The organism is Plantactinospora sonchi, from assembly GCF_036422035.1.
Lineage (GTDB): Bacteria > Actinomycetota > Actinomycetes > Mycobacteriales > Micromonosporaceae > Plantactinospora > Plantactinospora sonchi.
The window spans coordinates 227486-247999 of record NZ_JAZGQK010000002.1 but is presented as its reverse complement, the minus strand read 5'-3'; the positions used below and the strand labels follow the sequence as shown (position 1 = coordinate 247999).

Sequence of the window (20514 nt, the reverse complement as noted above, 5' to 3'; positions counted from 1 at the left end):
GGTCTAGTCGTGACTAACTTGAAATACGCCGCATCTCAACCGCCGCCCTTGTTAACGCAGAGCTGATATTGCAATCACTCATTGTCACCAATGACAACCCTACCCGCCGCTTCCGGTCCTTCCTCGAGCAGCGTCCGGAAGCCGGCCTCATCGAGAATAGGCACTTTCAGCGCCGCCGCCTTCTCCGCCTTCGATCCGGGGTTGTCCCCGACCACCACGAAGTCGGTCTTCTTCGACACCGAGCCGCTGAGCTTGCCGCCCCGGGCCTGCACCTCCTCCGCCGCCCGGTCCCGGGAGTACGCCGCCAGCGTGCCGGTCACCACCACCGTCACCCCCTCCAACGGCCGGGGCCCCGAGTCGACCCGCTCCTCGGCCATCCGTACCCCGGCGTCGGCCCACTTGGCCAGCACCTCCCGGTGCCAGTCGACGGTCAGCCACTCCCGCAGGCTCTCTGCGATCGTCGGGCCGACACCCTCCACCGCGGACAGTTCCTCCTCGCTGGCCGCCTCGATCGCCGCCACCGAACCGAACTCCCGGGCCAACGCCTGGGCGGCGGTCGGACCCACGTGCCGGATCGACAGCGCCACCAGCACCCGCCAGAGTGGTCGTTCCTTCGCCTCGGCGAGACTGTTCAGCATCTTCCCGGCGTTCGTGCTCAGCGTGCCGTCCTTCTTGACGAAGAACGGCACCTGGGTCAACCCCTCCTCGTCCAGGTCGAACAGGTCCCCCTCGTCGGCGACCACCCCGGAGTCGAGCAGCGCGACCGTCGCCTTCTCGCCCAGCACCTCCACGTCCAACCCGTCCCGGCTGCCGAGGTGGACGATCCGCTCCCGCACCTGGGCCGGGCAGGTCCGGGAGTTCGGGCAGCGGATGTCGACATCGCTCTCCTTGGCCGGGGCCAGTGCCGTACCGCAGGACGGGCAACGGGTCGGCATCTCGAAACGCCGGGCGTCGGCCGGGCGCAACTCCACCACCGGCCCGAGCACCTCCGGGATCACGTCGCCGGCCTTGCGGATCACCACCGTGTCGCCGATCAGTACGCCCTTGCGCTCCACCTCACGCGCGTTGTGCAGGGTGGCCAGCGCGACCGTGGAACCGGCCACCCGGACCGGTTCGAGCACCGCGAACGGGGTAACCCGCCCGGTACGGCCCACGTTGACGTCGATGTCGAGCAGCCGGGTGTTCACCTCCTCCGGCGGGTACTTGAAGGCGATCGCCCAGCGCGGCGCCCGGCTCGTCGAGCCCAGCCGGCCCTGGATCGCCACCGGGTCGACCTTGACCACGACACCGTCGATCTCGTGCTCGACGTCGTGCCGGTGTTTCGCGTAGTGCTCGACGTACCCCCGGATGCCGGCCAGGTCCGGCACCACCCGCCACCGGTCGCTGGTCGGCAGGCCCCAGGCCCGCATCGTCTCGTACGCCTCGGACTGGGTGGCCGGCTGGAAACCGTCCCGGGCGCCCAGCCCGTGCACGACCATCCGCAGTGGCCGGCTCGCGGTGACCCGGGGATCCTTCTGCCGCAGGCTGCCGGCCGCCGCGTTCCGGGGGTTGGCGAAGGGCGCCCTGCCCTGCTCGACGAGCCCGGCGTTCAGGTCGGCGAACGCCTCGACCGGGAAGTAGATCTCACCCCGGACCTCCAGCAGCTCGGGCGCGGTCTCGGGGCCCTCGGCCAGCCGCTCCGGCACCTCCCGGATGGTCCGTACGTTGGCGGTGACGTCCTCCCCGGTCCGCCCGTCCCCCCGGGTGGCCGCCCGGACCAGCCGTCCCCGCTCGTAGGTCAGGTTGATCGCCAGGCCGTCGACCTTCAGCTCGCACAGGTAGCCGACCGGACCGCCCGCGTCCCGCCCCACCCGCTCCACCCAGGCTTCCAGCTCCTCCTGGGTGAAGGCGTTGTCCAGGGACATCATCCGTTCGGCGTGCGACACCGGGGTGAACAACGTGGAGAACGTCCCGCCGACCCGCTGGGTGGGTGAGTCCGGGGTACGCAGCGCCGGGTACCGCTCCTCCAGCGCCTCCAGCTCCCGCAGCAGGATGTCGAACTCCGCGTCCGGGATCGTCGGCGCGTCGAGCACGTAGTAGCGGTACTGGTGGTCGGTGATCTCGACGCTCAGCGTGTTGTGCCGCTCCCGCGCCGCAGCCGTCGGTTCCTCGCCGGCAGCCGCCGCCTCCTCCGGGCTGACCTGCTGCGGAATGGCTTCCTCGGACACCGTCGACCTCCGTGATCGGCTACCCCGCAACCGTAACCGGCGGCACCGACCGGAACAGCGCCCCCGGTCGACAATCCGCGCCGGCCACCAGTCAGCCCCGGCCGATGTCGGTGCCCTGCCCCGCCGGTCAGTCGTCCCAGCAGAGGCAGAACGGGTGCCCGACCGGATCGGCGTAGACCCGGAAACCCTCGCCCTCGCCCGGCAGCCGGGTGGCGCCAATCTTCAGCACCTTCGCCTCGGCCTCCTCGATGTCCTCGACGGTGACGTCGAGGTGGAACTGCTGCGGCCGGTCCGGGTCGGGCCAGTGCGGCTCCCGCAGCCCGCGCGCCCGCTGGAAGGCGAGTCGGGGCTGGCCGGGACCGCCGCCGAGCACGATCCACTCGTCGTCGTCGCCACCGTCGTACGTCAGCGGCAGGCCGAGCAGCTCGGCGTAGAAGTTGGCCAGAGCCCGGGTGTCCGGACAGTCGATCACTACGCTGCGCAGTTGTCCGATCATGTCGGCCATATTGCCCGAATCGTGCGACAGGGCAAACCTCACTCCTCGGCGAGTCGGCGTCCGGCGTCCCGGCATGCGGTCAGCACCGCCCGGGCGTACTCGTCGGTGGCGCCGGCGAGGCCGCAGGCCGGGGTGACCACCACCTGTTCGGCGAGCTGGGCACGCGGAAAACCGAGCTTGTCCCAGAGCTGTCGTACCCGGTCGGCGACCTGGGCCGACGACGGTGCCCGACCGGCCGGCGGCGGTAGCGTCGGCGCGGCGCCGGCGAAGAGCCCGAGGCCCGCGTCGATCGCCTCACCGAGCGGGTCGAGCCGGTTGCCGACCAGACCCAGGTCGAGCGCGACGCCGGCCGCTCCGGCCGCCCGGACCAGGTCCAGCGGTACGTCCGGCGCGCAGCAGTGCAGCACGACCGGCACCCCGACGGCGGAGATGACGGTATCGAGCAGCCCGGTCGCGGTGGCCGACTCGACCGGCCGGTACGCCCCCAACCCGCTCTCGGTCGCGATCCGCCCGGCGAGTACGGCCGGCAGCGACGGCTCGTCGAGTTGCAGCACCACGGTGGCCCGGGGCAGCCGCCGACGCACCTGCGCCACGTGTTCCCGCAGGCCGTCGGCGAGCGAGCCGGTGAGGTCCCGGACGGCACCCGGGTCGCGGAGCATCCAGCCCCCGATCGGCAGTTCGATCCCGGCCGCCAGGGTGAGCGGACCGGCCGCCTGGATCTTGAAGGTGCCGGTGAACTCGCCGGCCTGCTCCGTCATCTCGTCGAGGTCGCGTTCCCAGAGGTCGAGGGCCCGACGCAGGTCCCGGCCGGGGCCGCCGGCGATCCGCCAACGGCCGGCGTACAACTCGACCGGAAGGTCGACGAGCAGGGCGGCACCTCGGCCGATCAGGTCGGCGCCCGGTCCCCGGCCGGGCAGTTCGGGCAGATGGGGCAGGGCCAGTTCACCCAGCACGATCCGCTGGGCCTCGGTGATGTCGGTACCCGGCATCGACCCGATGCCGGTCGCGGCGCCGGCCGGCCACGGCCACCGCCGCTCGTCGGTCGTCCGCTGTTCCTCAACCACTCGCTGCTCATCGGTCACCCCGGCAGGCTAGCCCCGGCACCCGCGCCGGCCGGCGTACGGGTCGACGTCGGCGTGGCTGTCACGGGCGCTCCGGCTCCGGTCGACGCCGGGCGTCCGCGCTGTCGACGTTGGCGGCGGGCCGCACGACGCCGTAGTGGTACGCGACGATGACCACGAGCAGCACCACGTTCACCGCGGTGAGCACCGCCAGCGGGGGCAACCGGACGAACCCGGGCAGGGCGGCGAGCAGCACGACCATGCCGGTCAGGCTGCGCCAGGGGAACAGCTCGTACACCAGGGCGCCGAGCAGCACCCGACCGCCGAGGTACAGGGCGGCCCCGCCCACGATCGCGACCGACCAGGCGGCGTTGACCTCCCCGAGCGGATGGTCGAGCGTCACCTCCGCGCCGACGGCGGTGAGCACGACCGCCCCGACCATGACGGCGTGGCAGTATGCCGCGTACACCACCACTCGGGGCCGGTTGCGTTCGAGCGCCGGGCCGAGCCGGTTGGCCGACGGCACGAAGTAGATCCAGAGCAGCAGGCCGGCGTTGAGGAACGCCATCGCGAGGGCGACCGTACGCAGCATGTCCAGGCCCTGCTGGGCGTACGCCATCCCGGTGACCAGGAAGATCTCCCCGAGCGCCACGATGAAGATCTGCTGGTAGCGCTCGGCCAGGTGTACGCCGACCACCTGCAGGTGCTCGCTCTCCAACCGCCCCAGCAGCGGCAGCGGCCAGCCCAGCACGGCCACGCCGTAGTCGAGCGCGATCGCGGTCAGCCAGAGGGCCAGCCGGGCCTCGTCGGGCAGGAAGGCGCCGATCATCAGCGGAACGGCGGAGACGCCGAACCAGACGGCGACAACCATCGTGCGCCGCTGCGCCGGATGCCCTCGCAGGAGCGGAATCAGCAGGGCGGCCCGGCCCAGGTGGACGGCGGCGTACGTACCGGCGAAGAGGACGCCGTGCTCGTCGAACGCCTCCGGTACGGCGCCGGTCATCAGCAGCACCGCGAACATCACCGCGAGGACCAGCCCCCGGATCAGCGGTTCGTGCGGATTGAACCAGTCGGTGGACCAGGCGGTTGTCACCCAGAGCCACCAGATCGCGACGAACAGGGCCGCGGTGTGTACGCCGTTCAGCCAATCGAGGTCGTGGACCAGTCGCGCCGACAGCATGGTGAACGAGATGACGAAGGCCAGGTCGAAGAAGAGTTCCAGGAAGGACGGCTCCTGCGGGTGCTCCCGCCGCCGCAGGAGCCGTCCCGGCCGCTGACCTGCCACCAGTTCGCCCGCCTCGCGTGGTTTGTCCCGCTAGTCGTATCACGCGGGACCACCCGGAGGCTCCGGATATGGCAGGGATGGCCGGCGGGACGGGGCGGGACGCTCAGCCGGTGGCGACCGGAGCCTGAGCGGTGGCGACGGTGTCGCTGATGGTGGCCGAGCCGAGCACGACGTCACCGTCCGGGTCCGGCCGGTACGCCACGATCGCCTGGCCGGCCGCCACCCCCCGGACCGGGCTGTGCAGCTCGGCCCGGAGCGTCCCGGCGCCGAGGCTGACCGTGGCCGGTACGACCTGGCCGTGCGCCCGCAACTGCACCAGGCAGTCGAGCGGGCCGGTCGGCGCCGGTCCCCCGGTCCAGACCGGGCGCTCGGCGCCGACGGTGGAGACCTCCAGCGCCTCGGCCGGCCCGACGGTCACCGTGTTGGTCTTCGGGGTGATCGAGAGCACGTACCGGGGCCGGCCGTCCGGGGCGGGTACCCCGAGCGCCAGCCCCTTGCGCTGGCCGACGGTGTAGGCGTACGCGCCGCTGTGGGTGCCGACGACGGCACCGGTCCGGGCGTCGACGACGTCGCCGGGGGCCTCGCCGAGCCGGTCGGCGAGGAAGCCCCGGGTGTCGCCGTCGGCGATGAAGCAGATGTCGTGCGAGTCCGGTTTGTCGGCCACCGCGAGGCCACGCCGGGCCGCCTCCGCGCGTACCTCGGCCTTGGTCGAGTCGCCGAGCGGGAACATCGACCGGTCCAGCTGCTCGCGGGTCAGCACCGCCAGCACGTACGACTGGTCCTTGGCCTCGTCGACGCTGCGGCGCAGCAACCCGTCCGGGCCGAGCCGGGCGTGGTGCCCGGTGACCACCGCGTCGAAGCCGAGGGCGACGGCCCGGTCCAGCACCGCGGCGAACTTGATCTTCTCGTTGCAGCGCAGGCACGGATTCGGGGTACGACCCGCCGCGTACTCGGCGACGAAGGTCTCCACCACGTCGTCGTGGAACCGGTCGGCCATGTCCCAGACGTAGAACGGAATGCCGATCACGTCGGCGGCACGCCGGGCGTCCCGGGAGTCCTCCAGCGTGCAGCAGCCGCGCGCCCCGGTGCGATAGGTCTGCGGGTTACGGGACAGCGCCAGGTGCACGCCCGTCACGTCGTGCCCGGCCTCCGCCGCGCGCGCGGCGGCGACCGCCGAGTCCACCCCGCCGGACATGGCTGCCAACACCCTCACCGGTCCACCTCCATGCTCCGAGGGTAGCCGGCCCGACCAGCGGGATATTCCCGGCGTCAGCTCCGGGCGGACTTGATCGCACCGGCCCGGCGGGCCCGCTCCACGGCGCCGGGCAGGGCGGCGACCAACGCGTCGACGTCCTGCGCGGTCGAGGTGTGACCGAGGGAGAACCGCAGCGACGACCGGGCCCGGTCGTCCTCCGCGCCCATCGCGAGCAGCACGTGCGACGGCTGGGCCACCCCGGCCGAGCAGGCGGATCCGGTCGAACAGGCGATCCCCTGCGCGTCGAGCAGGAGCAGCAGGGCGTCGCCCTCGCAGCCGGGGAACGAGAAGTGGGCGTTGCCGGGCAGCCGGTCGGTCGGGGCGCCGTTGTAGATCGCCTCCGGCACCGCCTGCCGGACCCGGGCGACCAGGTCGTCGCGGAGCGCCGCGACCCGGGCGGCGTACTCCTGCTGGGTCTTCACCGCGGCCTCGACCGCGGCGGCGAAGGCGACGATCCCCGGCGCGTCGAGGGTGCCGGAGCGGACGTCCCGCTCCTGCCCGCCGCCGTGCAGCACCGGGGTCGCGGCCACGTCACGGCCCAACAGCAGCGCGCCGACCCCGACCGGCCCGCCGAGCTTGTGACCGGTGACGGTGAGCGCCGCCACCCCGCTGGCGGCGAAGTCGACCGGCACCTGGCCGACCGCCTGGACCGCGTCGGTGTGGAACGGGATGTCGTACGCTGCGGCGACCTCGGCGAGCGCGGCGATCGGCTGGACCGTGCCGACCTCGTTGTTCGCCCACATCGCCGAGACCAGTGTCACCTCGGCGCCGTGTTCGTCGAGTACGGCCGCCAGCTGGTCCGGGTCGAGCCGGCCGGTGCCGTCGACCGGCAACCAGCTCGGGGTCGCGCCCTCGTGCCGGGCCAGCCAGTCCACCGGGTCGAGTACCGCGTGGTGTTCGATGGCGCTCGCGACCACCCGGATCCGGGCCGGGTCGGCGGCCCGCCGCGCCCAGAAGATGCCCTTGACCGCGAGGTTGTCGCTCTCCGTACCGCCGCCGGTGAAGATGACCTCGGAGGGCCGGGCGCCCAGTACGGCGGCCACCCGCTCCCGGGACTCCTCGACCCGGCGGCGGGCACATCGCCCGGCGGCGTGCAGCGACGACGGGTTGCCGACCTCGCGCGCGGTCGCGACGTACGCCTTCAGTGCCTCGTCCAGCATCGGAGTGGTCGCCGCGTGATCCAGGTATGTCATCGCGTCCAGCCTAGTGCCAGGTCCGGAACGACCGGTTCGGCCGGCCGGTCGGACCACTGTGCCGGTGGTCCGACCGACTCCGCCGGAAGCACCGGCACGGCACGGGTCACCGGCGCTTACGGATCTCCTCGGCGGCCTGCGGTACGACCTTGAACAGGTCGCCCACCACGCCGAAATCGGCCAGTTCGAAGATCGGCGCCTCGGGGTCCTTGTTGACCGCGACGATCGTCTTCGAGGTCTGCATACCGGCCCGGTGCTGGATGGCGCCGGAGATGCCGAGAGCGACGTAGAGCTGCGGGGAGACCGTCTTGCCGGTCTGCCCGACCTGGAACTGGTGCGGGTAGAAGCCGGAGTCGACCGCGGCCCGGGACGCGCCGACCGCACCGCCGAGCAGATCGGCGAGTTCCTCGACCAGCTTGAAGTTGTCCGCGTTGCCGACCCCGCGACCGCCGGAGACCACCACGGACGCCTCGGTCAGCTCCGGCCGGCTGCCCTTCTGTTCGGCCACCCGCTCCACCACCCGGACCAGCTTGTCGGCCTCGCCGAGGACAACGTCGAGCTGCTCGACGGCGGGCGTGGTCGCGACGGGTGCCGGAGCCGGGGTGACCGAGTTGGGGCGCAGGGTCGCCAGCGGCAGCCCCCGGGTGACCCGGGAGGTGACGATGGTCGAGCCGGCGAAGACGACCTGGGTCGCGTGTCCCTCGGCGGTCAGCTCCGACACGTCGGTGAGCAGGCCGTTGTCCAGCTTGACCGCGAGTCGGCCGGCGATCTCCTTGCCCTCCTGACTGGAGGCGAGCAGCACGGCGGCCGGCTGCACCCGGCGGACCAGGTCGGCCAGCACGGTCGCCTTGGGGGCGACCAGGTGGCCGTCGATCTCCTCGTGCTCGGCCGCGTAGATCTTCTCCGCGCCGTACTCGCCGAGCGGCCCGGCGAGCGCGGCCACGGCGCCGGGGCCGCCGAGCACCACGGCGGACGGGCTGCCGAGTTGGCGGGCGAGGGTGAGCAGTTCGAGCGTGACCTTCTTGACGCCGAACTCCCGGGTGGCTTCGACGACGACAAGTACCTCAGCCATGGCCATTCCTCTCCTGTCTCTCCAGCCCGCTCACACGAACTTCTCGGTGGCGAGGAACTCGACCAGCTTGACGCCGCCGGTGCCGTCGTCGTCGATCCGCTGCCCGACCGAACGCGGCGGGCGGCGGTGGTGTGCCAGGACCTCGGTGGTCGCGCCGGCGGCGCCGACCTCGGCCGCCGGTACCCCGAGGTCGGCCAGGGCGAGGGTCTGCACCGGCTTCTTCTTGGCGGCCATGATGCCCTTGAACGATGCGAGGCGGACCTCGTTGATGGTGTCCCAGACCGAGACGATGGCCGGCGTGGCGGCGGTGACGACCTCGTAGCCCTCCTCGGTCTGCCGCTCCACGGTCAGCGTGCCGCCGTCGATCGTCAGCTTGCGGGCGCCGGTCAGTGCCGCGACACCGAGTCGTTCGGCGAGCATGTGCGGCATCACCTGGACCCGGCCGTCGGTCGACTCGGCGCCGCAGAGCACCAGGTCCGGGTTGAGCTGGCCGAGCGCGGCGGCGAGCACCCTGGAGGTGGTCACCGCGCAGGAGCCGGCGAGCGCGTCGTCCAGCACGTGCACCGCCTTGTCGGCGCCGAGCTGCAACGCCTTACGGATCGACTCGGTGGCCTGGGCCGGTCCCATGGTCAGGACGGTCACCTCGCCGCCGTGCGTCTCCCCGATCCGCAACGCCTCCTCGATGGCGTACTCGTCCATCTCGTTGATGACGTTGCTTGCCGACCCCCGGTCGACGGTGTTGTCGTCACTGCGCAGGTTGCGGTCCATGCTCGAATCGGGCACCTGCTTGACGAGTACGACGATGTTCATCGCGCTTCGACGACCCTCCTGTTGATGGCGATCCCCGCCGTCTGCGACGTTGCCGCCCGGTGGGTCCGGGCGCCCTCCCGTTACCTTAACGATCGGTCAGCCATCGCGGACGACCAGCGTTCCCGCCCACGGCACGACGCTGTCCACGCGGCTATGTTACCCGCAAGTAGCATAGTCTTCCGGAACCTCCCGAAGTGACGCGGCTCACCGCCCGTCGCACTCCCGACCCACAACCGGCCCAGGTCGGCCGACAGCGGGTCGGTCGACGGCGAGTGAGCCGACGGCGGGCGGGGCGACGGCCCGCAGAACCGACAGCGGGCCCGCCCCGCAAAAGGTCAGCTGACGGAATCGAGGGCGTCCCGGATGCTCGCGATCACCGCCGCCTCGTTCGGGCTGATCCCCTCGTGCGCCCGGGCCACCTCCTCGGTGGCACCCAGCACCGTCGCGCGGTAACCGGTCGCCTCGTCCGGCGCCTTCACCCGCAGGATCTCCATCGCCCGACGCAGACCGGGCAGCACCGTCGCGCGGACGTCGTCCGGCCCGCTCGGCAACCGTGGCACAGCACCGGTGGTGAGCACCTCCTGGACCAGCCCGGTGGCGTCGGCGAAGGCGTTCGACGCGGCGATGCTCTCCTTGATCATCGACAGCGCGCCCGGTTCGGCGTTGGACACCAGGAAGACCGCGCCGAAGGCGGCCCGCTTCAGGTCCGCCCGTTCCTCGTCGGTCAGCGTCTGCGTCACGGTTTGGGAGTGTAGACGTACGGGGTGGTGGTGGTGACCGCGACGAAGCCGAGCCGCCCCAGGATCGGCCGACTGTCGTCCGAGGCGTCCACCTGCAACAGACTGAACCCCCGCGCCTCTGCCAACCGCGCCCGGTAGGCGACCAGCGCCCGGTAGATCCCCCGACGCCGCCACTGCGGCAGGGTCGCCCCGCCCCACAGCGTGGCGAACCGGGTCCCGGACACGTACCGCACCCAGGCGGCACTGACCAGCTCACCCTCGTCGGTCTCGGCGACCACCACGGTCAGTGGCGGCTGGTCCAGTTCCGCGCCGGCGGCGAGTTCCCGGGACAGCGCGTCGGCCAGCCAGCCGCCCTCCCCGCCCCAGATCACCGACTTGAACTCACCGATCCGGTCCAGGTCCGCCCGGGCGGTCACCTCACGCAGGCGTACGCCCTCCGGCGGGACCGGCAGCGTCGCCGCCAGCGGCGCGACCGGACCGATCACGACGGTCTCCTGCTCCTCCGGCACGAACCCGGCGGCCCGCAACCGCTCCGGCAGGTCGGCCGGCTCGTCGTGGCCGTGCAGCTTCCACTCCACCTGCTGGCCCAGTGCGGCGAAGTGGTCCCGCTGCCGCAGGATCAGCTCGTCCAACTCCGCACCGCGCAGTCCGTCCAGGTGCTGGTAGGTGAGGAAACCACCCCGGTCCAGTCCCTGGGTCCGCAGCAGTGGGCCGTCCCGGTCCACCGTCACCCCCTCCGGAACCGGCTCCGGAAGCCGGGCCCGCAGCTGGGTGTCGTACGCGGTGAGCAGCAGATCAGGGTCGAGATCAGTCACCAGACCAGGCTATGCCGCACGTCCACCGGATAATCGTGATCGTGCTGCGGGCGATCAGACGGTGGTTCGATCCACAGGAACTACGCGACGTGGGCCAGACCCCCGACTACCGCTTCTCGCTCGCCAACGAACGGACGTTCCTGGCCTGGCTGCGTACCGGACTGGCGCTGGTCGCCGGCGGCCTCGCGGTCGCACAGTTCCTGCCCCCGATGCCGGTGGCGCATCTGCGCGAGGCGCTCGCGGTCGCGCTGCTGCTGCTCGGTGGAGCGGTCGCGGTCCGCGCCGTCGACCGCTGGGCCCGGACCGAACGCGCCATCCGGCTCGGCGAGGAACTGCCCGCCTCCCGCTTTCCGGCACTGCTCGCCCTGCTGGTCGGCCTCGGCGCCGTCCTGCTCGTCGTCGCCGTGCTGGTCCAGGCGGTGCGGCGCCGGTGACCGGCGGCGCGGGTGCCCGGGACAGCCCCCAGCGGGACGCCGGGCTGGCCCGGGAACGGACCCGGCTGGCGTGGCGGCGTACCGCCCTGGCGGTCACCGTGGTCGCGGTGCTCGCCGCCCGGCTGGCCCTGACCCGGGGCACCGTCGGTGCGGTGATCGTCGCGCTGGCCGCGCTCGGCTGGCTCGCCGTACTGGTCGGTACCGTGCCCCGACACGGCGGCCGGACACCCGGCGCCGGGCGTACCCTGCCGCTGACCGCCCTGGTCGCGGCCGGATTCGCGGTACTCGGAGTGCTGCTCGTGCTGACGCCGGTGCGCTGAGCGGACCGGGTGAGTCATCATGGCCACATGGTCCGCCTCTACGCGCTCCTCGCCATCGGGCAACTCATCCTGGCCGTCGTCGCTCTGATCAGCTGCCTCTCGGCGGAGGAGGACGAGATCCGGGCACTTCCCCGGATCGCCTGGGTCCTGATCATCCTCTTCTTCCCGCTGGTCGGCTCGATCGCCTGGTTCGTCGCCGGTCGGCCGCGCCCCGCACCCGGCAGCGCCGGCAGTTCCGGCGGCATCCGGCCGGGCGGCGGTGGGGTCGGGCGTGGACGCCGCCAGGTCGCCCCGGACGACGACCCCGAGTTCCTGCGGTCGCTGGACGAGAACCGGACGAAGCGGGACCGCGAGATGTTCGACCGTTGGGAGCAGGACCTGCGGCGCCGGGAAGAGGAACTTCGCCGCCGGGAGGCCGGCGACCCGCCCCGAGAGCCCGACAAGCCGGAAAGCTGACCCCGGGCACCGGTCCGACCCGCGCCGGGCCGGACCCGTATCGGTCCGGCCGACCCGACCCGGCCAGGCACAATCTACGACGTGCAGATCGCCGTACTCGGCCCGCTCGAGGTGACCGCCGACACCGGGGCACCGGTGACGGTGGGTGGCGCCCGACTGCGCCGGCTGCTGATCCTGCTCGCGCTGGAGCCCGGCCGGATCGTCGACACCGGCCGACTGGTCGACGGCCTCTGGGAGGGCACGCCTCCGGCCGGCGCGGCCAACGCGCTGCAAGCGCTGGTCTCCCGGCTGCGGCGGACGGTACCCGGCGTCCCGGTCGAGTCGCATCCGACCGGCTACCGGCTGGCCGTCGATCCGACCGCGGTGGACGTCGCCCGGTTCGAGCACCTGGTCGACACCGGCCGGGCGCTGCTGGCATCCGATCCGCCCGGCGCGGCGACCGTGCTGGCGGACGCGCTGCGGCTCTGGCGGGGGCCCGCGCTGGCCGACGTGGCGGACGCCGACTTCGCCCGCGCCCCGGCGGCCCGCCTCGACGAACTGCGGCTCACCGCCACCGAGCAGCGGGTCGAGGCCCAGCTCGCCGCCGGTGAGGCCGCTGCCCTGGTACCGGAGCTGCGGGCCCTGGTCGCGGCCCACCCACTCCGGGAACGGTTCGCCGGACAGCTGATCCGGGCACTGCGGGACACCGGCCGGACCGCCGAGGCGCTGACCGCGTACGCCCGGCTGCGCGGCACCCTCGCCGAAACCCTCGGCGCCGAGCCGTCGGCGGAGATCGCCGCCCTGCACCTGGAACTGCTCCGCGACGCGGCGCCGCCCCGACGCCCGGCCGCCGCCGGCCGCGACCCCGACGGCACGACGGTCCCGACCCCGCCCGGCGCGGTGTCGCCGACCCCGGCGCACAACCTGCCCACCCCGCTGACCAGTTTTGTCGGCCGGGGACCGGAGATCGAACGGGTCAGCGGGCTCCTCGCCGGCTCACGGCTGGTCACCCTCACCGGTCCGGGCGGCGCGGGCAAGACGCGACTGGCGATCGAGTCGGCACGTACCCTGCTCGGTCAGGTGCCGGACGGCGGATGGCTGGTCGAACTCGCCCCGGTCACCGACGGCGCCGAGCTGCCGCAGACCGTGCTCCAGGTGCTCGGCCTGCGGGAACCGGGCCTGCTGGCCGCCGCGCGCAACCGGGTCGGTACGCCCGAGACGCCTCCGGTCGACCGGCTCGCCGCCGCCATCGGCACCCGGCGGATGCTGCTGATGCTGGACAACTGCGAGCACCTCGTCGACGCCGCCGCCCGGCTCGCCGACCGGCTGCTCGCCGCCTGTCCACGGCTGCGGGTGCTGGCCACCAGCCGGGAGCCGCTGGGCATCACCGGCGAGACGCTCTGCCCGGTCGACTCGCTCCCGCTGCCGCCGCCGGACGCGGACCCGGACACCGCGCTGACGTACCCGGCGGTGCGGCTGCTCGCCGACCGGGCACGCGCGGTACGCCCCGACTTCACCGTCAACACCGGGAACGTCGGTCCGGTGGTCCAGATCTGCCGCTCCCTCGACGGCATGCCGCTCGCCATCGAACTGGCCGCCGCCCGGCTGCGGAGCATGACCCCGACCCAGGTCGCGGCCCGGCTCGACGACCGGTTCCGGCTGCTCACCGGCGGCAGCCGCACGGCACTGCCCCGGCACCAGACGCTGCGCGCGATCTTCGACTGGAGCTGGGACCTGCTCGACGACGCCGAGCGGGCACTGTGGCGTCGGTTGGCGGTGTTCAGCGGCGGCGCCACCCTCGACGCCGTCGAACGGGTCTGCGCCGCCGACGGGCTCACCCCGGCGTTGCACCCGGACGACGTACTCGACCGGATGGCGGCGCTGGTGGACAAGTCGTTGGTGGTGGTGGGTGGCGACGGCGAGCCGCGCTACCGGATGCTGGAGACCATCCGGGAGTACGGGCTGCGCCGGCTGGCCGAGGCGGGCGAGGCGGAGGCGGTACGCCGCAGCCACGCCGTCGACTTCCTGACCGTCGCCGGCCGGGCCGACAAGGGGTTGCGCCGGGCGGACCAGCTGCGCTGGCTCGGCTGGCTGAACGCCGAGCACGACAACCTGCATGCCGCGCTGCGCTGGGCGGTCGGTGTCGGCGACGCCCGCCTGTCGGTCGGGCTCGTCGCGGCCCTCGGCTGGTACTGGTGGACGCAGGGCCTGCGGATCGAGGCGGTGGAACTGGCCATGCCCGCGCTCGCCCTGCCGGACGTCGACCGGGTGCCCGCCGAACAGCTCGGCGTCGCCCAGCTGATGGCCGCGATGAACCTGCTCAGCATCGGCGGGTTCACCGAGGGCGGGCAGTGGCTGGCCCGGGCCGTCCGGACCGCCCAGGGGCACGAGGCCGACGAGCCGCTGCTGCGCCTGATCCAACCGATCTCCGTGGTCTTCCACGTGAATCCGGCGGCGGCGGCGGTGGACGTACTGGTCGCCGGCTTCGCCGATCCGGACCCCTGGGTCCGGGCGGTCAACCGGATGTTCCACGCCCACCACGAACTCAACTTCGGCCGGTCCCTGGACACCGCGGAAGCCGACATCCGGGCCGCGCTCGACGGTTTCCGGTCCATCGGGGAACGCTGGGGTGCCGCGTACACCCTGGCCACGCTCGGCGACCTGGCCAGCCGGCGCGGCGACCCGGCCCGGGCCGCCGACCTGCGTACCGAGGCACTGGAACTGATGCGCGTGGTCGGCGCCGCCGAGGACCTGCCGGTGATGCAGGCCGCGCTGGCGCACGACCGGTGGCGGCTCGGCGACCACGACCAGGCGTTCACGCTGCTCGCCGACGCCGACCGGCGGGCCGAGCGGATCGGCAACGCCGAATGCCGGGCCGCCGTCGCGCACATGTACGCCGAACTGCTCCGCTTCGGCGGTGACCTCGACGGGGCGCGGCGGCGGCTGACGCAGGCGGGCGACCTGATCACCGAACGCACCATGGCCCCGCAGTGGCGGGCGATGCTCGCCTCGTCGAACGGCTACCTGGACGGCATGCTCGACGACCTCCCGACGGCCCGGAAGCACCACGAACAGGCGCTGGTCTGCGCGCTGAAGTTCTACGACGCCCCGGTGCTGGCCACCGTGCTGGTCGGCTGCGCCGACCTGGCGCTGCGTGTCGGCCGGCCGACCGCCGCCGCCCTGCTGCTCGGGGCGGCGTACGCCCTCCGGGGTGGCGCCGACCTGTCCAGCGTCGACGGCGTACGCGTCGAGTCGACCGCCCGCGAGGCGCTCGGGGAGGCGGACTTCGCCGAGGCGTTCAGCCACGGCCGGAACAGCGACGTCACCCCCGCCGCGCTGCCGGATCTGGTCCGGAACCAGCTCGACGGCTGACCACGGGTACGGCAGGGGCCGGGCGGCGCCGACGGGTCAGACCCGGCGCCGCACCGCCCGGACCGCCAGCGGGGCGAAGACCACCACGATCCCGAGTGCCCAGAGCAGCGAGGTGACGATCGGCCGCGCCTCCGGGCCGGAGACCAGCAGCCCCCGCAGCGCGTCGGCGAGGGTGGTGACCGGGTTGACCTTCACCCAGGCCTGCAGCCAGCCCGGCATGCTCTCGGTCGGTACGAAGGCGTTGCTGGTGAAGGTCAGCGGGAAGATCACCACGAAACCGAACACCTGCACCTTCTCCGGATCGCTGGCCAGGACCCCGACCAGCACCGACAGCCAGGACGCGGCCAGGGTGAAGGCGAGCAGCAGAGCCACCGCGCCGAGCAGGCCGAACACCCCGGTGCCGACCCGGAAGCCGAGGATCACCCCGACCCCGAGCAGCAGCGCGATCGACCAGGCCTGTTTGACGGTGTCCGCGAGGATCCGGCCGGCCAACGGCGCCCACCGGGCGATCGGCAGCGCTCGGAGCCGGTCGAAGAAGCCCTTGGTCAGGTCCATGTTGAGCCCGAAACCGGTGGTCAGGGTGGCGAAGAGGGCGTTCTGCACCACGATGCCGGGCAGCATGAACCGCAGGTACTCGCCCGGACTGTTCGCGATGGCCCCGCCGAAGACGTACGTGAAGAGCAGCACGAACATCAGCGGCTGGATGCTGAGGTCGATCAGCTCCATCGGATTGTGTTTGATCTGCACCAGGCTCCGCCAGGCCAGGGTCATGGTGTGCCGCAGCCCGGCCAGCGGACCCACCCGGTGGTTGGGCAGCGCGGTCGCCGTCGTCAAGGTGGTCATGCCAACGTTCCTTCCAACTGGTTCCCACGCGGGCCCGACCCCTGTGGTTCCGGGTCCCCGCCGCGCGTGCCACCGGCCCGGTGGTCGTCCCGGTCGTCGTGCTGCCCGTCGTCCGGTTCCTCGGCGCGGTGACCGGTCAGCGACAGGAAGACCTCGTCCAGGCTGGCGCCGCGCAGCGCGAGTTCGGCGACGGTCACCTCGGCCTCGTCCAGCCGGCGGACCACCGCGGGCAGGATGTCCCCACCGTTCACCGCCACGGTCGCGGTCTGCTGGGCCAGCTGCGGCTCGGCACCGGTGACCTCGCGGAGCACCGCCAGCAGCACCGGCACGTCGGCCGGGTCGTCGGGGCGTACCACCAGGGTCTGCCCGCCGACCCGGGCCTTCAGCTCCTCCGGCGGGCCGTGCGCGATCACCCGCCCGTGGTCGACCACCGCGACCTCGTCGGCGAGCTGGTCCGCCTCCTCCAGGTACTGGGTGGTGAGCAGCACCGTCACCCCCGAGTCGACCAGGTCCCGGACGATCCCCCACAGCTCGGTACGGCTGCGTGGGTCGAGCCCGGTGGTCGGCTCGTCCAGGAAGAGCAGCCGGGGCCGGCCGACCAGACTCGCCGCCAGGTCCAGCCGCCGTCGCATCCCCCCGGAGTACGTCTTCGCGGCCCGGTCCGCCGCGTCGGCGAGATGGAAGTCGGCGAGCAGCTGCCGGGCCCGGGCCCGGGCGTCGGTTCGGGACATGCCGAGCAGTCGGCCGATCAGCAGCAGGTTCTCCGCCCCGGTGAGGGTCTCGTCGACCGAGGCGTACTGGCCGGTGAGACCGATGGTCTGGCGGACCTGGTGCGCCTCCCGGTGGATGTCGTACCCGCCGACGGTGGCGGTGCCCGCGTCCGGGCGGAGCAGGGTGGCGAGCACCCGTACGGTGGTGGTCTTGCCCGCGCCGTTCGGACCGAGCAGGCCGAAGACGGTGCCGGTGCGGACCGCCAGGTCCACTCCGGCGAGCGCCGTGGTCGCGCCGAAACGTTTGACCAACCCCTCGGCGCGGATGGCGTGACTCATGAACGTTCTCCCATCGGTTTCCGTGGCCTCCACCCTGAACGGCTGGGCTGACCCGGCGCTGACACCGGACGAACCGCGCTGACATCCGCCTGACAGGACGGGTTCCGGTGGGTTACCCGGTCCGGAATCCGGCGGGAGTCGGACATTCCGCGGACCCGGGTGTGGCGGCGGCCATACCATGGCCCATCGGTGCACCCCTCGTACCGCTGTTCGGCGCGCCTCCCGGCGCCCGAGGCGAAGGAGAGGGCGCGATGGCGCACGAGGTGGTCGCCGGACCGGTCCGGCCGTCGAACGGGCCGACGGGGTCGGAGACCCGGGCGGAGCGACGACGCGGCCCGCGACGACGCCAACTGCCCCGGATGCCGTTCGGTGTCGGCACGTACCTGCTGGTCCAGGCGGTGCTGCTGTTCTGGTGGGCGGCCCGCTATCCGGGACTGTTCAGTCCGGACTCCCTCGACCACGTCTGGCAGGCGACCACCGGCAACTGGAACACCCACCATCCGGTCGCCTACACCGGGCTGGTCTGGCTGTCGGTCCAGCTCACCGGTGGGGTGGGCGCGCTGACCCTGGCCCAGGGCTTCGGCCTGGCGGCCGGTCTGACGTACGCGGTCACCGGGCTGCGCCGTATCGGCGGCCCGGCCTGGGGCTGGGCCACGGCGGCGGTCGCGGTCGTCCTGCTGCCACCGGTCGGCACGTTTGTCGTCTGCGTCTGGAAGGACGTGCCGTTTGTCATCTGTCACGTCTTCCTGCTCGGCACCCTGGCCCGGCTGGTCGACCGGCGGCGTACGACCGGCGGCACCGCACCGCCCCGGGGGCTGCTCGGTGCCCTGCTGGTCGAACTGACCCTGGTCTGCCTGTTCCGGCAGAACGGCTTCCTGGTCGCGGTGATCGTCACCGGGCTGGTCGCCGTACTGGTCCGCGGTACCGCGCTGCGGGTACTGCTGGCCGGGGTGTTGGCGGCCACCATCGCGCTGCTCGCCAACTGGGCGCTGCTGCCCGCCCTCGGCGTCCGGGACAGCGGGTCGATCGTCGCCTACGAGTCGTTCCTCGCCGATCTCGCGGTCGGCTACGACGCCGGCCCGCAGGACTTCCCGGCCGCCGACACCGCGCTGATGGCGACGGTGGCCCCGCTGACGCACTGGCGGAACTCGGCGAACTGCTACACGGTCGATCCGACGGTCTACAGTCCGGACTTCGACCGTCAGGCCGCCACGACCCGCCGGACGGAACTGCTCGCCGCCTGGTGGCGGCTGGTACGCCGGGCACCCGGCACGGTGCTGGAGGCGCGGCTGTGCCGGGCCTCGGTCGCCTGGCGGCCCACCCCGGCCGGGATGCTGACCGGCAACCCGACGGCCTGGGCGTTGCCGATCTATCTGGAGCGGGATCCACGGTTCCACGCCGCCGAGGTACGGACGGTGGCCTTCAGCCAGCCGGTCAGTGAACGCGCCGCCCGGCTGGCGGACACCCTCACCAACCGGGTCAGTGGTCCGGAGTGGCTGCTGTGGCGCGGGGCGACCTGGGCCTACCTGGCGTACCTGTTCGTCGGCTTGCTGGCCTGGCAACGGCGGGAGCGGGCGGTGCTGGTCCTCGCCGCGCTGAGTCTCGGCAACCAACTCTCCGTCATGGTCGTCAACAACGCGCAGGCGGCCCGCTACATGGCCGCCCCGCTCGTCCTCGGCATCCTGCTGGTTCCGCTGCTCGCCGCCGGGCCGCCCCGGCAGCGTTCCGCCCTCGCGGATCCCCACCCCGACAGCGGTACCGACCCGACACCGCCGCTCCAGGTCAGCAACCTGACGATCACCCCCGCGTCGGCCACCGACGCCCCGCCCGACGACTGGTTCTGGTCATCGGAACGCTTCGGCCCAGGCCGCTGAGCAGCCCGGTAAGGAAGGGCCCCTTCCTATCGCTTTTTGTAGAGAAAGGGCCCCTTCCTATCGCCTCGGCAGCGGAGGGGTCCTGCTGACCCGGAGTCCTCCCGGGCGGACCGGCGGTCTGGTAGGTTCGGGTCCGCCGTGCCCACGTACGACCTCAGGAGGTGAGACCCATTACCGCTGTATCCGGCCGGGTGCTCCCCTCCCCCCACGGCTGAACGGCCCCGCTGACGGTGGCCGTCGGGAGCGCCCGCGAGGCATCCCGAAAGGCGACGACATGCCCACCTTCACCGGCTCCGACGGAGCGACCCTCCACTACGACGAGCGGCACCATGACGACCGGCACCGCGACAGCGGGCAGCTCGACGACGACCACCAGGACGACGAGCGACGCGGTGACGAGGCGGACCCTGGCCGACTGCCGGTCATCGCGCTCGCCGGCGGCGCGGCGCTGCATCCCGACTATCTCGGCGACCTGGCCGGGCTGGGCGATCAGCGGCGACTGATCGTGCCGCACCTGCGCGGCGTGGGACGGTCCCCGCTGCCCGCGTCCGTCGAACTGGCCTCTTACTGGCGGCAGGCCGAGGACCTGGAACGGCTCCGGCTGCACCTCGGTCTCGACCGGCTGCTCCTGCTCGGGCACTCGGCCGCCACCCGACTGGCGATCAGCTACGCGGTGCGGTTTCCCCGGCACCTCGCCGGCATGGTGCTGGTCACGCCGCCCGCCGGCCATCTGGTCGACGAACCCTCCGACACCGGGGAGATGCGCGACAGGCGGCGGGGGGACCCGGTCTTCGACGCCGCCGTCGCCGCCTGGGAGGCCGGCCCGGAGGTCCTCGACGACACCGGGTTCAACGCCTGGCAGCAGCGGGTGGCACCGCTGGCCTACGCCCGCTGGGGCGAGACGGAACGGGCCCACGCCGCCACCGCGCGGTACAGCTATTCGGCGAACCGGGCGTACTTCAGCGTGGAGCCGCCACCGGACCTGGCGGAGCGACTCGCCGACGTCACCGCCCCGGTCCTGGTGGTCGCCGGGGCCGAGGACTGCAGCGCCGGACTCGCACCGGTGGTCGCCCTGGCGAAGCTCTTCCCGGCCGGTGAGGCGGTGGTGATCGAACGGTGCGGGCACCACCCGTGGGTGGAACAGCCGGCCGCGTTCCGACGCGCGGTCGACGGTTTCCTGCCCCCGCCGCACCCGGTGCCGCCGAGCTGACCGACACCCGGTCCGGCGGGCGAAGGTGCGCCCGCCGGGCCGG

General features: G+C 72.9%; 18 protein-coding genes. 6 read left to right on the top strand and 12 right to left on the bottom strand.

Annotated features, from left to right (window positions below):
- Positions 1 to 74: 74 nt before the first annotated feature.
- The 10 genes from ligA to V1633_RS03280 form a co-directional block, all read right to left on the bottom strand.
- Entirely contained in the window at positions 75 to 2207 is a 2133-nt protein-coding gene (gene ligA, locus V1633_RS03325) for an NAD-dependent DNA ligase LigA (protein WP_331212628.1), read from the bottom strand.
- A 127-nt stretch (positions 2208 to 2334) separates the two neighbouring features.
- The gene (locus V1633_RS03320; protein WP_331212664.1) at positions 2335 to 2703 is read right to left on the bottom strand and encodes a VOC family protein; all 369 of its coding nucleotides are present in this window, start codon (positions 2701 to 2703) and stop codon (positions 2335 to 2337) included.
- Between the two features lie 38 nt (positions 2704 to 2741).
- The gene (locus V1633_RS03315; protein WP_331212663.1) at positions 2742 to 3767 is read right to left on the bottom strand and encodes a methionine synthase; all 1026 of its coding nucleotides are present in this window, start codon (positions 3765 to 3767) and stop codon (positions 2742 to 2744) included.
- 79 nt (positions 3768 to 3846) lie between these two features.
- A complete protein-coding gene (locus tag V1633_RS03310; protein WP_331212627.1) occupies positions 3847 to 5049 on the bottom strand; it encodes a low temperature requirement protein A in 1203 nt (400 codons plus the stop codon).
- Positions 5050 to 5152: 103 nt separating this feature from the next.
- On the bottom strand, positions 5153 to 6262 hold the full coding sequence (gene mnmA / locus V1633_RS03305) for a tRNA 2-thiouridine(34) synthase MnmA (protein ID WP_331212626.1): 1110 nt from the start codon (positions 6260 to 6262) through the stop codon (positions 5153 to 5155).
- Between the two features lie 56 nt (positions 6263 to 6318).
- Positions 6319 to 7497, bottom strand: a complete 1179-nt coding sequence (locus tag V1633_RS03300; RefSeq protein ID WP_331212625.1) for a cysteine desulfurase family protein — start codon at positions 7495 to 7497, stop codon at positions 6319 to 6321.
- Between the two features lie 106 nt (positions 7498 to 7603).
- Positions 7604 to 8569: an electron transfer flavoprotein subunit alpha/FixB family protein gene (locus V1633_RS03295; RefSeq protein WP_331212624.1), complete on the bottom strand. Its 966-nt coding sequence runs from the start codon at positions 8567 to 8569 to the stop codon at positions 7604 to 7606.
- Positions 8570 to 8599: 30 nt separating this feature from the next.
- On the bottom strand, positions 8600 to 9379 hold the full coding sequence (locus V1633_RS03290) for an electron transfer flavoprotein subunit beta/FixA family protein (protein WP_331212623.1): 780 nt from the start codon (positions 9377 to 9379) through the stop codon (positions 8600 to 8602).
- Between the two features lie 335 nt (positions 9380 to 9714).
- A complete protein-coding gene (locus V1633_RS03285) occupies positions 9715 to 10119 on the bottom strand; it encodes a hypothetical protein (RefSeq protein ID WP_331212622.1) in 405 nt (134 codons plus the stop codon).
- Positions 10116 to 10934 (bottom strand): GNAT family N-acetyltransferase, encoded by an 819-nt coding sequence (locus V1633_RS03280; protein WP_331212621.1) that lies wholly within the window; start codon positions 10932 to 10934, stop codon positions 10116 to 10118. Before V1633_RS03280 ends, V1633_RS03285 begins: the two co-directional genes overlap by 4 nt.
- Positions 10935 to 10945: 11 nt before the next feature.
- Between V1633_RS03280 and V1633_RS03275 the strand changes: the two genes are divergently transcribed.
- From V1633_RS03275 to V1633_RS03260, 4 genes are all read left to right on the top strand, one after another.
- Positions 10946 to 11368, top strand: coding sequence for a YidH family protein (locus V1633_RS03275; protein WP_331212620.1), 423 nt, complete (start codon positions 10946 to 10948; stop codon positions 11366 to 11368).
- The gene (locus tag V1633_RS03270) at positions 11365 to 11688 is read left to right on the top strand and encodes a DUF202 domain-containing protein (protein WP_331212619.1); all 324 of its coding nucleotides are present in this window, start codon (positions 11365 to 11367) and stop codon (positions 11686 to 11688) included. Before V1633_RS03275 ends, V1633_RS03270 begins: the two co-directional genes overlap by 4 nt.
- A 27-nt stretch (positions 11689 to 11715) precedes the next feature.
- Entirely contained in the window at positions 11716 to 12144 is a 429-nt protein-coding gene (locus V1633_RS03265; RefSeq protein ID WP_331212618.1) for a PLD nuclease N-terminal domain-containing protein, read from the top strand.
- A gap of 81 nt (positions 12145 to 12225) precedes the next feature.
- A complete protein-coding gene (locus V1633_RS03260; RefSeq protein WP_331212617.1) occupies positions 12226 to 15495 on the top strand; it encodes an AfsR/SARP family transcriptional regulator in 3270 nt (1089 codons plus the stop codon).
- Positions 15496 to 15531: 36 nt separating this feature from the next.
- On the opposite strand, the gene V1633_RS03255 is transcribed toward V1633_RS03260, so the two are convergent.
- Together V1633_RS03255 and V1633_RS03250 are read right to left on the bottom strand one after the other, a co-directional pair.
- The gene (locus V1633_RS03255; protein WP_331212616.1) at positions 15532 to 16338 is read right to left on the bottom strand and encodes an ABC transporter permease; all 807 of its coding nucleotides are present in this window, start codon (positions 16336 to 16338) and stop codon (positions 15532 to 15534) included.
- Entirely contained in the window at positions 16335 to 17387 is a 1053-nt protein-coding gene (locus V1633_RS03250) for an ATP-binding cassette domain-containing protein (RefSeq protein ID WP_331212615.1), read from the bottom strand. Before V1633_RS03250 ends, V1633_RS03255 begins: the two co-directional genes overlap by 4 nt.
- A 251-nt stretch (positions 17388 to 17638) precedes the next feature.
- On the opposite strand from V1633_RS03250, the gene V1633_RS03245 reads away from it, so the two are divergent.
- Positions 17639 to 19261, top strand: a complete 1623-nt coding sequence (locus V1633_RS03245; RefSeq protein ID WP_331212614.1) for a hypothetical protein — start codon at positions 17639 to 17641, stop codon at positions 19259 to 19261.
- Positions 19262 to 19535: 274 nt separating this feature from the next.
- Positions 19536 to 20471: an alpha/beta fold hydrolase gene (locus V1633_RS03240; protein WP_331212613.1), complete on the top strand. Its 936-nt coding sequence runs from the start codon at positions 19536 to 19538 to the stop codon at positions 20469 to 20471.
- Positions 20472 to 20514 lie beyond the last annotated feature (43 nt).

Bases quoted from the DNA above. Each gene is read 5' to 3' on its own strand.
- V1633_RS03320 (WP_331212664.1), bottom strand. From the start codon at position 2,703: ATGATCGGACAACTGCGCAGCGTAGTGATCGACTGTCCGGACACCCGG.
- V1633_RS03300 (WP_331212625.1), bottom strand. From the start codon at position 7,497: ATGACATACCTGGATCACGCGGCGACCACTCCGATGCTGGACGAGGCA.
- V1633_RS03295 (WP_331212624.1), bottom strand. From the start codon at position 8,569: ATGGCTGAGGTACTTGTCGTCGTCGAAGCCACCCGGGAGTTCGGCGTC.
- V1633_RS03290 (WP_331212623.1), bottom strand. From the start codon at position 9,379: ATGAACATCGTCGTACTCGTCAAGCAGGTGCCCGATTCGAGCATGGAC.
- V1633_RS03275 (WP_331212620.1), top strand. From the start codon at position 10,946: ATGCCGCACGTCCACCGGATAATCGTGATCGTGCTGCGGGCGATCAGA.
- V1633_RS03265 (WP_331212618.1), top strand. From the start codon at position 11,716: ATGGTCCGCCTCTACGCGCTCCTCGCCATCGGGCAACTCATCCTGGCC.
- V1633_RS03255 (WP_331212616.1), bottom strand. From the start codon at position 16,338: ATGACCACCTTGACGACGGCGACCGCGCTGCCCAACCACCGGGTGGGT.
- V1633_RS03250 (WP_331212615.1), bottom strand. From the start codon at position 17,387: ATGAGTCACGCCATCCGCGCCGAGGGGTTGGTCAAACGTTTCGGCGCG.
- V1633_RS03245 (WP_331212614.1), top strand. From the start codon at position 17,639: ATGGCGCACGAGGTGGTCGCCGGACCGGTCCGGCCGTCGAACGGGCCG.
- V1633_RS03240 (WP_331212613.1), top strand. From the start codon at position 19,536: ATGCCCACCTTCACCGGCTCCGACGGAGCGACCCTCCACTACGACGAG.